The sequence below is a fragment of the Flavobacterium frigidimaris genome (assembly GCF_002217275.1).
GTDB lineage: Bacteria > Bacteroidota > Bacteroidia > Flavobacteriales > Flavobacteriaceae > Flavobacterium > Flavobacterium aquidurense.
Genome location: NZ_MUGV01000018.1, coordinates 170,499 through 184,564, shown reverse-complemented (window position 1 = coordinate 184,564; position 14,066 = coordinate 170,499). Strand labels below are relative to the sequence as shown.

At 33.2% G+C, this 14,066-nt stretch carries 12 protein-coding genes; 2 read left to right on the top strand and 10 right to left on the bottom strand.

Annotation, left to right across the window (positions count from 1 at the left end):
* Window positions 1-30 precede the first annotated feature (30 nt).
* The 8 genes from B0A65_RS11355 to B0A65_RS11315 form a co-directional block, all read right to left on the bottom strand.
* The gene (locus tag B0A65_RS11355) at window positions 31-1,383 is read right to left on the bottom strand and encodes a GH1 family beta-glucosidase (protein WP_074658969.1); all 1,353 of its coding nucleotides are present in this window, start codon (window positions 1,381-1,383) and stop codon (window positions 31-33) included.
* Window positions 1,384-1,844: 461 nt separating this feature from the next.
* Window positions 1,845-2,255, bottom strand: a complete 411-nt coding sequence (locus tag B0A65_RS11345) for a hypothetical protein (RefSeq protein ID WP_074658965.1) — start codon at window positions 2,253-2,255, stop codon at window positions 1,845-1,847.
* A 199-nt stretch (window positions 2,256-2,454) separates the two neighbouring features.
* Window positions 2,455-2,745 carry a hypothetical protein gene (locus B0A65_RS11340; protein WP_074658963.1) on the bottom strand — a complete coding sequence of 97 codons (291 nt, stop codon included), beginning with the start codon at window positions 2,743-2,745 and terminating at the stop codon, window positions 2,455-2,457.
* 32 nt (window positions 2,746-2,777) lie between these two features.
* Window positions 2,778-3,437 (bottom strand): hypothetical protein, encoded by a 660-nt coding sequence (locus B0A65_RS11335; RefSeq protein ID WP_074658961.1) that lies wholly within the window; start codon window positions 3,435-3,437, stop codon window positions 2,778-2,780.
* Window positions 3,434-3,880, bottom strand: a complete 447-nt coding sequence (locus B0A65_RS11330; protein ID WP_074658959.1) for a hypothetical protein — start codon at window positions 3,878-3,880, stop codon at window positions 3,434-3,436. Before B0A65_RS11330 ends, B0A65_RS11335 begins: the two co-directional genes overlap by 4 nt.
* A gap of 139 nt (window positions 3,881-4,019) precedes the next feature.
* On the bottom strand, window positions 4,020-4,688 hold the full coding sequence (locus B0A65_RS11325) for a response regulator (RefSeq protein WP_074658957.1): 669 nt from the start codon (window positions 4,686-4,688) through the stop codon (window positions 4,020-4,022).
* A 7-nt stretch (window positions 4,689-4,695) separates the two neighbouring features.
* Window positions 4,696-6,156 (bottom strand): tetratricopeptide repeat-containing sensor histidine kinase, encoded by a 1,461-nt coding sequence (locus B0A65_RS11320; protein ID WP_317044607.1) that lies wholly within the window; start codon window positions 6,154-6,156, stop codon window positions 4,696-4,698.
* 293 nt (window positions 6,157-6,449) lie between these two features.
* Entirely contained in the window at window positions 6,450-6,644 is a 195-nt protein-coding gene (locus B0A65_RS11315; RefSeq protein ID WP_074658953.1) for a hypothetical protein, read from the bottom strand.
* A 389-nt stretch (window positions 6,645-7,033) separates the two neighbouring features.
* On the opposite strand from B0A65_RS11315, the gene B0A65_RS11310 reads away from it, so the two are divergent.
* Complete coding sequence (locus B0A65_RS11310) at window positions 7,034-7,951, top strand: hypothetical protein (protein WP_074658951.1); 918 nt, start codon at window positions 7,034-7,036, stop codon at window positions 7,949-7,951.
* A gap of 214 nt (window positions 7,952-8,165) precedes the next feature.
* Here the strand turns inward: B0A65_RS11310 and B0A65_RS11305 are convergent, their stop codons facing one another.
* Window positions 8,166-9,791: a L,D-transpeptidase family protein gene (locus B0A65_RS11305; RefSeq protein ID WP_074658947.1), complete on the bottom strand. Its 1,626-nt coding sequence runs from the start codon at window positions 9,789-9,791 to the stop codon at window positions 8,166-8,168.
* A 179-nt stretch (window positions 9,792-9,970) separates the two neighbouring features.
* Window positions 9,971-12,598: a glycoside hydrolase family 3 protein gene (locus B0A65_RS11300; protein ID WP_074658945.1), complete on the bottom strand. Its 2,628-nt coding sequence runs from the start codon at window positions 12,596-12,598 to the stop codon at window positions 9,971-9,973.
* A 265-nt stretch (window positions 12,599-12,863) separates the two neighbouring features.
* On the opposite strand from B0A65_RS11300, the gene B0A65_RS11295 reads away from it, so the two are divergent.
* The gene (locus tag B0A65_RS11295; RefSeq protein ID WP_074658943.1) at window positions 12,864-13,913 is read left to right on the top strand and encodes a LacI family DNA-binding transcriptional regulator; all 1,050 of its coding nucleotides are present in this window, start codon (window positions 12,864-12,866) and stop codon (window positions 13,911-13,913) included.
* The last annotated feature ends 153 nt before the right edge of the window (window positions 13,914-14,066 follow it).

The window sequence follows — 14,066 nt, the reverse complement described above, 5'->3', positions numbered from 1 at the left end:
ATTGCTATTTAAGTTTATCAGAACCTTTATTTAAGATAAGAAATCGCGAAACCATAAACCGGAATGTTTGATTGTTCTTTTCTGTGTTTCAAAATCAACATGAATTAATCCGAAACGAGCGTTGTAACCTTCGGCCCATTCAAAGTTATCGGTAAGGCTCCAGACAAAATAACCATCGACATTTAAGCCTTCTTCTTTCGCTTTTAGAATTTGTTCTAAATGATCCTGAATGAAGTGTGTGCGTTTGATATCGTAAACTTTTCCATTGGTAACAATATCCGGAAAAGCGGCGCCATTCTCTGTAATTATTATTTTGCGGATGTTCTCGTAACTATTAAACCTTTTTAAAATATGATATAGGGCAGGAGGGTAAACTTCCCAACCCATGTCTGTTGCTAGGACATTTCTTTTCTCGGCACTGACTAATTCGGCACCAATATAGGGAGTTAATAACGATGCTTTTACAACCTCTCTGGTGTAACATTGCAATCCGATGAAGTCAAAATCAAAAGCCAGATTGTTGCCGTCATCTTCTTTGATATAATTGTTCAGTTTTTTGAGTACAGCCAAATCAGTTTGAGGATAACCCATTCCTAAAATAGGTTCAATAAAAGTTCTGTTCAGTAACGTATCAACACGTTTAGCGGCTTCAATATCTTTTGCATTTTGAGAAAAAGGCTCGATATGCGTACAAGAGAAAGTGGTTCCAATATTAGCATCTGCGACTTTTTCTCTAAGTATTTTTCCGCCTGCAGCTGTAGCCAACGTTACATGGTGCATGGCTTTTAGGTAATTGGTAATCCCTTTTTTTCCGGGAGCATGAATTCCCAGGAAATAACCCGCTCCGGTAAAAACAGAAGGTTCATTGATGACCATCCAGTTTTTGACACGATCACCAAAGTGTTTCGCACAGATTTCTACATATTCTGAAAACCAGGAAACCGAATCGCGATTGGTCCATCCGCCGTTTACTTCGAGTGCGTGAGGCAAATCCCAATGATACAGTGTTACCCAGGGTTCAATACCTTGTTCAAGTAATGAATCGATAATTTTATTATAATAATCAATTCCAGCCTGATTTATCGGGTGCGTTCCAGTAGGCATTATTCTGGGCCAACTGATCGAAAATCTAAAATTCGGAATATTTAAGTGGCTTATGAGATCAATATCGTTTTGGTACGAATTATAAAAATCACAAGCTGTTATGGCATGATGGCCGTTTTTGACTTTTCCTTTTTGAGAAGTAAAAACATCCCAGATCGAAGAACCTTTTCCGTCGGCATCATGAGCCCCTTCAATTTGGAAAGCAGCGGTTGAAACACCCCACAAGAAATCTTGTCCAAATTGGTCTTTGTGTAAAAATGACTTCTCAACTTTATTCATTCAATTGGCTTTCCTTATTTTAAACTATAAATTTATTTTTAAACTAATAAATTTATTAGTGAAGGAAAGTAGAATGCATTGCTCTTAAAAAAAGCCATTCTTTGAATGAAACCAGAAAATTTAGATTGAAGAATTTCATAATATTTAGTTTTAATCAAATTAATAAAACTAATGTGAATTGAGTGTAACGCTAAGATTATGAAAATGTTAAGAGATTTATGTGTTAGCAAAAAGAGGTCAGTCTTCCCAGCCGCAAAGTGTTAATCTGTAGCCTTGCGCTTGCGAAAGCGATACTTTGGTTAAGACATGACGACAGGCTGTAAGACCACGGCAATTTTCGTTGTAATGGTATTTTTTAGCACCCGTCGGACCGCAGATATACACTTTGGTCTCGACACGATGAAAAGAGGTCAGGAAAATAAATAAAAAGAGTAAGGTATATTTCATTTGGGGCGTTTTATTTACTCGGTTATTAATTGGTATTCATTTCCGTTTTTATCAGTTGCTTTTAATTTCCCAAAAGAGATCCATTCGGTATTAATTTCAAGATCAGCAATGGAATCATTTCTCAATATTCCTGCACCATATTTTCCGGCGACGTTAATGTTTCCAAAAACAGAATCACCAACGCTGTTTATTCCTTTTACATCATAATTGTATTCATAATGTCCAGAATTCCCTGTTCTGTATTTGTATTGATAAATATTATCTACATGATACGTTTTAGCTTCTTCCGGAGTAATAGTTTTTCGATCATCAGCCGTAATTACCTCCTTATAAAAAGTATTTATCTTTTGAGGAGGTGGAGCAGCTGCTTTCTTGCAGGAAACAATAGTTACCAAGAAAAATGATAGCAAGTAGTTTTTTAGCATAGGCTTGGTGTATAGAATTGCATAACCCGATAAAAGTAATTGGAACTGGAGTTTTAAAAATGCGTAGTTATACGGGAATAATTTATAGGAATTATAGAGAGTTTTTCTAACTTGGAGAATTTTCGGATTTATTAATATTTAATCGTAGTTAGACTCCAAGTTTATTTCTTTTTGAAACCCAAAAAACTAATGATCGTTTTTAGCTAATCGTATTCCAATTATTCGCGATCCATTTTATTAGATCTGCTCTTAAATTTTCTTGTTTTAATTCTTTATTATGAAGTAACCTTTCTACTTTTTGAAAACTTTCTTTAGTTTGAGGAACGTTATATTTTGATAAGAACTGATTACAGAAATAAACTACTTCATACTCTTCTGTTTTATCAACTTTTTCTCGATCAAGTACACCTCTATATTTCGGATTATCTCCTCCATCTACAGTTTTAGAGTATCCTGTGAAAAGTAAATCATTGCTTGTAAAATTTGCCATTTTGATTAATATTTATTGATTAATATTTCTTTCTATTTAAAACTCATTAATTCTGAATCATTTGGTGAATCCATTTCATAATAAGTATATTCATCATCATATTTGTACCATTTGTAATTAACTTTAGTAAATCGAAACATTTTTAATGCTTCACTTAAAGCCTCTTGTGTTTGGGCCTTATTACCATTATTTGCAAAATAGCCACCCGTAAATTGGATGGTTTTATATTTCTTCCCTATCACTTCAGTCTCAATATTTTCCTCCCATAACTTTTGATAAATAGCTTTTTGATAAGCTTTTCTTAAAATGGGAAATTCTTTAATTTGAATGTTTTTTACTTTGTTTTCAAGCTCTTTACCTAAAGTTCGTACTTCGCTATTATGTGACGTTAATGCCTCATTAATAGTCTTTGCCCATGCTGCAAAAAGAACTAATTCTAGTTGAGTCGCTTCGACTGTACTTCTATAAGATGAAAAGTCTACACCTTTATCTATTGATATAATTTCTCGTTTTAAGTATGTAATTTGATCTGGAATACTTTCTGTTTTATCTTGAGTAGTAGAACTTATTGATTCATTTGCTAATGCTTCAATAGAAGCATCGTCTTTAACATCATCACCACTTCCAAATGCGATGAATATAAATCCTGCAAAAGTTAATGCAGAAAATAAATGTTGTACTTTTCTTTTCATACGTGTTTTAAATTTATAGTTATTGATTTGTGGTAGATTAAAAAAGGCAAAAGCGTTCCCAGTGAATACATGAGTAAATCTGTAATATCGAATGTGCCAGGAACTATTTTAATTATCTGTCCTAATTCAGATGTAATTGAAATTATTGGAATGATAAAAATCCATACAAGATTTTCAGATTTAATTTTATTTTCCCATTGATACAGAATAAAACTTACATATGAAAATACCCATAAGCCATCTGGTAAAGAGTATAAAACAAAATCCGGAAAATTGTTTACGTTAGTGATTGTGAAACTTCTTAAGCTTTTTATGAAATCTAAAAAATGAAGTTTTTCAAACCAAAAAAACATTCTTAAGCTTGGTGTTCTAAATAAGATATATATTAAACTTCCACTACATAATGTGAAGATGTGACCAATATATAATTGTTTGACTTTCATTGAATAAATCTTTGTAACAGCCAAACTTAATCCTATTTAAAACCAGTATTTTACGGAAATCCATAATCTGAAAAATTATTAGTTTTTAGAAATAAAAAAAGCCCCCGAAGGAGCTTTGAAAATTATACTGCAGTTGAGGTTAAATAATCCCCATATCTTTTGCAATAAAAACTAATTGTACGGTATTATTTGCTTTGAAAAAATCCTTTAGTTTAGAAAGTCTTTTCTCCATCGCACTTTTGCTGTTGGGTTTTATTCCTAAGTCTTTAAAGATTTGTATGATTTCATCTTGAGGCGTTCCGGATGATAAATGTTTTAAGATTTGAATATCCAGATCGTCTATTTCAAAATTGTTTTTTTCCTGAAGTGCAGAAGCAACTTCGGGCGAAATAAATTTTTGATCTGAAGTTGAGGTAATATGAATTGCTTTTTTCAATTCTTCAATGCTGTTAAGGCCTTTTAAAACAAAAGCATCGATTTCAGCCTTATCAAAAAGAGATTTAATTCTGTAATTTTTATCTTCGACTGAATAAGCGATAATTTTTATATCAGGCTGCAATTCCCTAACTTTTAAAACCAGTTCGTCGCCGCTGGCAATTTTTGCCTCACGATGATCTGTTTTAAATGAAAGGTCACTAATTAATAAATCAAACGGTTCATTTTTGTTAATAGCAGCAAGTACTTTTAGAAATGCTTCATCGCAAAATTTGGAATGTTGAAAATCGACAATATTTAAATCTTTTAAGACTTGCTCAATTCCTAAACTTATGGCATCCAGGTCTTCGGCTATTAGTACTTTTTTAAACATAAGGCATTTATTTAGGCATTGATATTTTTACTCTGAATCCTTTTTCTGGTTCAGAGTCAAAAGTAATAGTTCCTTTTATTGCCAGAATACGGTTTTCCATATTTTGTAAACCGTTCTTTATAATTTGATTTTTTTCGCAGCCTTTTCCATTATCCGTATAATTGATTGTGATAGTATTTGCGGTACTTTCAAACTTTAAAACCACTAACGAAGCTTCGCTGTGTTTTTTCATATTTACCATTAATTCCTGAAGAACCCTGTGAATTGCAATTTTTTTAATATCATCAATGATATCCCAATTTACTTTTTCGATACTATTAATAATAATATTTGTACTATCACTATTATAGGTAGAAACCATTTCTTTTAAGTGAATTGAATAATTTGCTCCGGTTTCAATAGTATTATTTTCTCTAGAGATTCCGCGAACACGAGTATAAATATGATTCAGTTTTTGTAATAAGGTTTCTTTTACTTCTTCTTTTGTTAAAGATTGTGTTTGTGTAAAAGTGATGGCATAAAATACGTCGTTGGCTAGTTCATCATGAATGTTTTTGGCAATTCGGGTTTCGGTATCGTACGCTGTTTTAATTTTTCCAATTCGATTTCGATTTTGGTAATACTTTCTCGAATATATAAGAATCACAAAAAGCGCTATAATTCCAATCAAAAAGAATATTTTTTGATACTTAGCCTCCTGCAACAATAGTAAATTCTCTGCTTTTTCTAAACGCAATTTTTCATTTTCGTCTTTTTCCTTTTTCGAATCGTATTTAATTTTTGCGAATTTATTTTTAAAATTGTTTCTAACTTTAAGAATACTATCATTTAAGTGAATGAATGTTTTAATGTAAACGGTATTATTGCTCAAGGAATTATTAATCATTAAAAGAGATAAAGCTTCCAAACGTTCATCAACACTATGCATTTTTGTTGCTGTTTGATATGCATTTAAGGCAAATTGTTTAGACTTTTGAGGTTTGCTTTCAGAATAATATTCCGATAAATGTAAATTATTTTCTATGCTTCCATAATCGTCAATAAAAGTTTTTCTAAGATTGGCGCTATTTTGCATCAATAAAAGCCCTTTTTCATTTAATCCCTTTTTGAAATAAGCGTAACCCAAATTATCAATCATGCGTAATTTGTTGTTTTCGTATTTTTCTCCTGAAGTTTTCGTAATAGCCTCAAGAATTTTTATGGCCTCATTATATTTTTGTTGTTTTATGTTAACAGCAGAAATATTGTTTAAAATAGATTGTTTACATATAACATCATCACAATCTTTCAATGCTTCATTATAATAATAAATAGCATCATCATAATTCGACAACTCTTTGTCTGCTATTCCAAAAAAATTATTGATAGTAGCGGTGTATATATCTCTTTTTTTAACATACGGCAATGCTTCTGTAAGTGTTTCCCGACTTCCGTAATAATCGCCGTTGATTTGCTGTATATTAGCCATTTGCGAAAGAACATAGACAATATTTGCACTGTCTGTAGTTTTTTCATATAGTGTTTTGGATTTATTAAAATAGTAAAAAGAACTATCGAAGTTTGTTTGCTGATAGGTTTCAATTCCTTTATCTCTAAAGTTTCCGGCTTCTTTTTTTATAATTTTTTCATTCGCAGTTAGAGTAGGTCTCTCTTTGCATGAAAAGAGAAATACTAAAAAAATAAAATAAAAAAACGGGGATCGCAGCATAGAACTTACTTTCCCCGAAAATACAAATTAATTGTTTTTAAACTTGATTTTTTTTATTCATCTTTTGGTGGTGGAGGTGGGTTGATTGGAATATCACCTGGACCATCAGCATAGGATGGTGTTGCTGGATTGATTTCCTTTTTTACTTCAGTTGCAGACTTGTTATCTGATGTTTCATCATCATTTGTACAAGATACGAATGCCCCATTGGCAACCAATAAACACGCTAATATATAAACTTTTTTCATCTTACTTCTTTGTTAAAAATTTGACATAGATCAGCCGGTTCGATAATGAAATCGAAGTTTTCGTGCTGATTTTCATACCGGACCCTGCGGAATGTTTTTTGAATTTTTGTTTGGGAAGTGAAGTATGTAGAACAGTAAGATTTTATCTATACTTCCCGGATAAACTCCGTCTTACGGTTTTCCATACTTTTTGGTTGAACTAGTTTTGTACATTTGTTCTTATCGCGATATCGAACAATAACTAATTTTGATATGGCAAAGATCTGACGCTTACAAACCTGTATTGATAAGGAATTCCGGGAATTCCGAAATAGTTTTTTAAAGTCCGGACATTTCATAAGAAGTCCGGGAAAATCCGAAATGGAAATCCGAAAAAATCCGAAAAGCCTATGTATAATATTACTTCAGAAGAATATAAAAAAGCTATAAAAGCAAAGTACGAGATTGAAAAATCAGGAGATTATTCCAATTTTTTAATGTCTCCTACACAAGCTAATCTTAGAAAATTGTGTTGGGAAAGATTTAAAGAAAATACGAGTAAAGATGATTTAAATGCATTTCAATCTTTTTTTGATTTTGAGTTTAGCGTTACTAGAAAGAATCAACTAAAAGAACAAACGGATAAATTAAAACCTATTAGAGCTTTTTTTATCGGAAAGACAGAATCGCCAACTGATGAAACAATTGATTTCGCAGCAATTTTAGTAGATTATAAATTACGACCTTATAGAAAGTTCGAAAAAGAAACTATTATTAAAACCAAGCAGTCAATTGATAATTCTTTTGATTCGGAAATAGTTAGTGAGGATGAAAAAAGGCAATTAGATACCTTTTTTGAAGATCAAGGTGAAAAATCTATAGGTCAGAACGAGGAAATGGAGAAATCATCTCGTAAAAACAAACTTTTAGAAAAATTGTTTAATAAATCAAAACCTGCTATGATAACTGTTGGGGTTCTTTTTTGTTTAATAGCAGTAATTATCTATTTTGCTTTCATAAAAAAGAATTGTATGCAATGGTCTGAAGATCATTATGAAATTGTGGATTGCAGTATAAAACCTAAACCTGATTTAAATATTGTAATTCCATTAAATAAAGATCTTTTAGATTTTAGAAAAGTCAAAGTATGTGATACGACTAACTGTTTCAATAAAAATGGAAATGCTTTTATTTGGTATTCTAAGAGTAATAATATCGTGGAATTTTTTAATACTCACGGGAACCATCCCATAAATCATAAGCCACTAAGAGCAGTAACACCTTATATTTTTAAAAAATACTCAGAAGATTGTGTTCCCCAAAAATAAAAAAACCTCCAAAAATCATGTTTTTGGAGGTTATATATTCTACAATCTATACTCTACAATCTATACTCTATACTCTATATTCTATATTCTATATTCTATATTCTATACTCTATACTCTATACTCTATACTCTTCAATCTATACTCTATAATCTATACTCTATAATCTATAATCTATACTCTATACTCTTTATTCTTGACTCTATTTTCTAAAAACTAATTATTAGCCGTCTTATACCCCGTATCCAGAGGAAATAGCAAACTGTTAAGTTTAACATCACGTTCATAAACGTCAGGAAAAAATCCAATATCACCTTCTTTGCTTACCCAGGCAGTGAAATAGCCTATATAGATTGGGATTTTTTTAGTTAGTTTGAATGGCGTTTCTTTTTCACCACTCATAGCGGCATTAATCTTGTCAATCGTCCAGTCAGGATAATCTTTCATCATGGCAACGGCAAGTTCTTTTGCTTTTTCGACATTGATACAGCCGTGACTGAAAATGCGTTTTTCAAAACCAAATAAGGTTTTAGAAGGGGAGTCGTGCATATAAATATCGTTTGGATTTGGAAACATAAATTTCACAAGTCCCAAAGCGTTTTCAGGACCGGGCTTTTGTCTTACGTTTCCGCCATTCCATTCCATATTATGATCCGCCAGATAATTTTTGTCTTCGGCCATTTTTAACTGTAATTCATTTTTAATAATACTTGACGGTACATACCAATACGGACTAAAAACAATGCGATCTATCTGTCCGCTAAAGATGACGGTTTTGGTTAATGGAGTACCAATGAAAACTTTAGATACAACATCGTAATTTCCATTTCGGACAAAATACAGCCTAAACGACGGAATGTTAACCATCACATATTCTTCCTGATTTTCTAATGTTGGCGGAATCCATCGACAGCGTTCCATATTGAGCATCAAAGTTTTGATACGATCACTTACCGGCTCATTCATTTGATTAATATGCTCTTTGTTAATAATATAATTTGGAGTGAGTACATGGCGAAGTTTGTATTTCATTACACCATCCATTAATTCCTGATCATAAAAATTACTTTTAGAATCCTGCGCCAAATCACCAATCACAAAAAGTCGTGTTCTGACATCCTGAATCGTAACTCCCGTATCATCTGGTCTTAAGTCTTTGTATGGATTTGGCATTGTAATGGTTTTCCAGGTGTTGTTTTTTTCAATTTCCCTGTATTTTTTTAAAACATTCTGAAGTTTGTAATATTGACTAAAAAGAACATGATTATTTTCATCCAATAAATTGGGGTTGGTAACAATAGAATCTAATAAAGTCTCATAAGAAAGTTTTTTCTTTGGTAAGTACCATTCGATTTTATTTTGTTCAGCGGCATCCATTCCCTGAAAAACATGTTTTGCATAAAGGATATACATGGAACTCAATAAAAGCTCAGTATCCGACTCTGAAATCTTTTTATCTGATTCCTCATTAAAAACTTCGTCTATTTTATCTTTATACGGAATTCTGACCTGAACACCTTGTTCGTAAGTAGAGTTCAGTTTTTGATACATCAAATGCCCAAATTCGTTGATGTCATTGCCCTCGTACCAGATTGACTTGTAGGATCTGTCTTTGTAAAGCGTTGAAACATCGTTTTGATACTCTTTTAATTGAGAATACTTTTTGAAGAAGGCCAATACAGTTGCATCGCTGATGACAGGGACGGCATATTTATTACCAGCACTACTGGGAATAAAAAAAGCAAATTTCTTATTTTCCAAAAGAATTTTATCCTTCGAAAATCCAAAGGAAGAAACAATAAAGCAGGAAATTAAAAAGATTGTCAGAGTAAAATTTTTCATTTTTTTTTCATTTTACGTTACTACTATTTGCCAAAAAGGTCAATGCAGGTTGAGGTAATAAAAAAAATGATTTGGGGAAATCGTATGGTATGCCTATTTGCACCATCAAATTTAGAAAAAAAATCTTATTATTTTTCATTTATCCCCAAATTAAAAAATGATTTTTATAGTCAATGAATTTATTGAATTAAAAGGGTTTTACTCAAAATTGTACTGGTTGATTTGTTAGGTTCATCAGGCTGATGACCGCCAATGGCAATTTTTATTTCACCATTATATTCCTGCTGAACACCTTCTTGCGTAATATGTGATACATCTTCTGGAGAAAGTGTAAAGGTTAGAGTTTTGCTTTCGCCCGATTTAAGATTGATTCGTTCAAACCCTTTCAAAGTTTTCAAAGGTGCTTTTATAGTTGCATTTTGATTGATAACGTACAATTGCGCTACTTCTTCACCGGTCATTTTACCTGTATTAGTAACGCGTACAGAAATGGAAATGCTTTTTCCTTTACTGATTTTCGTGGGCATTTTTAGTTCATCGTATTTAAAAGAAGTATAACTCAAACCATATCCAAAACCATAAAGCGGTGTTCCTTTAAAATAACGGTACGTTCTGTTGTCCATTTTATAATCTACAAATTCAGGTAAGTCTGAGTCGCCTTTGTAAAAAGTAACAGGCAGTCTTCCAGCCGGATTATAATCTCCAAAAAGAATATCAGCAACTGCAGTTCCGGCTGCTTGTCCGCCGTACCAGGCGTTTACAATGGCTGGAATATTTTGAGCTTCCCACGGAATAGCGATGGCGCTTCCGGTCATCATGACGAAAACAACTGGTTTTCCTGTCGTTTGTAATGCTTTCATCAAATCAGTTTGTACGGTTGGTAATGCAATCGAAGTACGATCTCCGCCTTTAAACCCCGGAAAATTTACTTTCATTTCTTCGCCTTCCAATTGCGGTGAAATTCCGCCTGCAAAAACAAAAGCATCAACATCTTTTAAACGATTCATAAGCGCAGCAAAATCGGTTTTTTTAAAGTTTCCGGCATTTAGGGAAACATTTCCTTTTCCTTCGCCTTGCCAATATTCCACGACCAAATTATAAACTGCTCCTTTTGTTGTTTTCAATTGGAAAGTTTGTCCGCCCCAACGATTTTTTTTCCAGGCATTTAGTTCTTCTTTTCCATTCACAAGAAAGCGGTAACCATCGTCGGCGGTAAGTTCAAAAGTAATGCTGCCATCTTCAGTAGCTGTGAAATTTGTGGTGTATCGGGCAGAAAAATTATTGGCTTTAAGGTTTTGAACAACTGCTTCACCTTCCTGCCAAAAATGGTTTAATTCCGTTTCCGTTCTTGTAATTTCCGGTTGGCCAGAAAGAGCTGTATTAGTAAAATATTCCGCTTTAAAACCTTTTTTTCCTTCAAAAGTATATTGATTTTTAACATCAGCATAAACTAATAAAGTATCATTTGTAAAGTTGATGGCTTTCTCATAAATAACCTCAGTATTTGAACCTAGTTTGTCTTTAATTCCTTGCAATACAGTTGTAAGTTTGGAAGGAGTTCCGTTGTAATTTCCCAAAATCGAAATCGAATTATCAGCATTTGGACCTAAAACAGCGATCTTTTTAATCTTTTTATTCAACGGTAAAGTATTGTTTTCATTTCTTAGCAAAACCATTGATTGTCTGGCCATTTTTAAAGCATGTTCCTGATGTGCTGTGCTCTCTAAAACAGATTCTGGTGTTTGTGCATATTTCACCATTTCGACAGGATCAAACATTCCTAATCTGAAACGAATCATATAAAGACGTTTAACTGAAATATCGATTTGAGATTCAGGTATTTTTCCTGTCTTTACTGCTTGTACCAAAGCTTTGTAGGCATCCGTTCCGCAGTCAATATCGGTTCCGTGGAAAACAGCGTCAGCTGAAGCAGATGCCGCATCCGGATGTGTTTTATGATTTTTGAAGAAGTCGTCAATCGCCCAACAATCTGAAGTTACATAACCATCAAATTTCCATTGATTGCGTAGAATATCGGTCATTAAAATATCGCTTGCACAACATGGCTGCGTTCTAAAAGCATTGTACGCACACATAACGCCGGCCACTTTTGATTCGGTTACCAATTTTTTAAACGCCGGCAAATACGTGTCCCAAAGCTCATAAGGCGTTACATCAACATCAAAAGTATGACGCAAAGGTTCAGGTCCGCTATGAACTGCATAATGTTTCGCACAGGCTGCCGCTTTTAGATATTTTGGATCATCGCCCTGCAATCCTTCAACAAAAGAATTACCTAAAGCAGCAGACAAAAAGGGATCTTCGCCGTAGGTTTCCTGTCCGCGTCCCCAGCGAGGATCACGAAAAATATTGATATTGGGTGTCCAGTAAGTAAGGCCTACATAACGCTCATTATTTCGGCCTAATGCAAGGGCTTTATTGTAAATTGCTCTTCCTTCCAACGCCGAATAATCAGCCATTGTAAAAAGGGAATTTTTATCAAAAGTAGCTGCCATAGCAATCGCTTGCGGATAAACAGTAGTTTTAAAAGGAGTTCTTGCAACGCCATGCAAAGTTTCATTCCACCAGTCATAAGCCGGAATGCCTAATCGCGGAATAGCGGGTGAAGAATTCAGCATTTGTGATACTTTTTCTTCAAGCGTTAAATGACTTACCAGATCGTTTACACGTTCCTCAAAAGACAGAGTTGTATTTTGAAAAACATATTTTTCCCTGGTTTGTGCATTACAATAAATTGAAAGGAATAAAATTATAATAGTTTGACAGGCCGTTATTACTTTTTTCATGAGAAATGTTTTAATACATTAATAGCTAATACTTCGTATAATTTATTTTGACAATTTAACCAGCGTGAAAAATAGTGTAAAATTATTTTGCAACCGATTGTGTAAAGAAAGAAAAATAATTTAATTTTGACAAAAAAATAAGTACAAAATTCTTTTCAGAAAATACTATCCGATAGGAAGTCTTGTTTTATTTTAAGATCAGTTTGAACTACTTTGTTGAAGGTTCGAAAATATATATACCAACTTTTTTAGTATTTTAATTTTTATGGAAGAGAGTAGAGATGTTACCATTTATGATATTGCTGAGCGAATGAATCTTGCTACTTCGACCATTTCAAGAGCTTTAAAAGATCATCCTACAATTAGTGATAAAACCATAAAAAAAGTAAAGAAAGTAGCCGAAGAAATGGGGTTTCGCCCAAATATTTTAGCGGCAGGTTTACGTGGAAATTCAACGAAAATAATTGGGGTTTTAGTATCCCGAATCAATCGCCCTTTTATCTCCTCGTTAATTAGCGGCATTGAAGAAATTGCCCAAAAAGCTGGTTATAGCGTTATGATCACGCAAAGTCATGATTCTTATGAAGATGAGGTTAATTTGTCGAAAGCACTTTATGATAGCAGGGTTTGTGGAATTATTTGTTCCCTGGCAATGGATACTCGCGATACTTCTCATTTTCAAAAGTTTATTGATAAAAATATCCCGTTGGTTTTTGTAGACAGGGTACCAAAAGATTTTGATACCTATCGTGTTATGATCGATAATTACTCTGCAGGTTATAAAGCCACAAAACATTTAATCGAACAAGGCTGCAGACGCATTGCACACATTACAGGTTCGCCATACAGAAATACGTACAGTGAACGAAAAAGAGGTTATGTTGATGCTTTACTTGAAGCTAATTTAACTGTTGATGAAGAACTTATCATCGAAACAACGCTAACTTACGAAGAAGGTGAAACGGCAGCTACAACTTTATTTGATCTGCCAAATCCCCCGGATGGCGTTTTTGTTGTAAATGATACAGCTGCAGTTGGTGTAATTCAGATTGCTAAAAAACGTAGTTTAAGAATTCCGGAAGATATTGCCATTATTGGCTTTAATGACGATCCTATTGCTTCTATTATTGATCCGGGATTGACTACTATTTCGCATCCGGCTGTGAAGATGGGGCAGACATCGGCCAAGAAAATATTGAATCATTTAAAGTCGGCTAAAAAGAGTGCAGATACTCCTAAAAAAGATCGAATTACTGAAGTTACTTTTTTAAATACTGAGGTTTTAGTTCGTGCTTCTTCAAGCAGAAAGGAATAAATTCTTTCGATTTCATTCCTAATTGTCTGTCAAACATCTCCTTTTTTAACAAAAGAATTGTTGTTGTGTAAAAAATTTTGCAGTAAAATTTTTTTCTTAAAACACAATGCTTATTTTTACGCAACCGATTGCAAGTTTTTAAATTTAACCACT

Bases quoted from the DNA above. Each gene is read 5' to 3' on its own strand.
- B0A65_RS11300 (WP_074658945.1), bottom strand. From the start codon at position 12,598: ATGAAAAAAGTAATAACGGCCTGTCAAACTATTATAATTTTATTCCTT.
- B0A65_RS11295 (WP_074658943.1), top strand. From the start codon at position 12,864: ATGGAAGAGAGTAGAGATGTTACCATTTATGATATTGCTGAGCGAATG.
- B0A65_RS11320 (WP_317044607.1), bottom strand. From the start codon at position 6,156: ATGGCTAATATACAGCAAATCAACGGCGATTATTACGGAAGTCGGGAA.
- B0A65_RS11330 (WP_074658959.1), bottom strand. From the start codon at position 3,880: ATGAAAGTCAAACAATTATATATTGGTCACATCTTCACATTATGTAGT.
- B0A65_RS11345 (WP_074658965.1), bottom strand. From the start codon at position 2,255: ATGCTAAAAAACTACTTGCTATCATTTTTCTTGGTAACTATTGTTTCC.
- B0A65_RS11305 (WP_074658947.1), bottom strand. From the start codon at position 9,791: ATGAAAAATTTTACTCTGACAATCTTTTTAATTTCCTGCTTTATTGTT.
- B0A65_RS11310 (WP_074658951.1), top strand. From the start codon at position 7,034: ATGTATAATATTACTTCAGAAGAATATAAAAAAGCTATAAAAGCAAAG.
- B0A65_RS11315 (WP_074658953.1), bottom strand. From the start codon at position 6,644: ATGAAAAAAGTTTATATATTAGCGTGTTTATTGGTTGCCAATGGGGCA.
- B0A65_RS11355 (WP_074658969.1), bottom strand. From the start codon at position 1,383: ATGAATAAAGTTGAGAAGTCATTTTTACACAAAGACCAATTTGGACAA.
- B0A65_RS11335 (WP_074658961.1), bottom strand. From the start codon at position 3,437: ATGAAAAGAAAAGTACAACATTTATTTTCTGCATTAACTTTTGCAGGA.
- B0A65_RS11340 (WP_074658963.1), bottom strand. From the start codon at position 2,745: ATGGCAAATTTTACAAGCAATGATTTACTTTTCACAGGATACTCTAAA.
- B0A65_RS11325 (WP_074658957.1), bottom strand. From the start codon at position 4,688: ATGTTTAAAAAAGTACTAATAGCCGAAGACCTGGATGCCATAAGTTTA.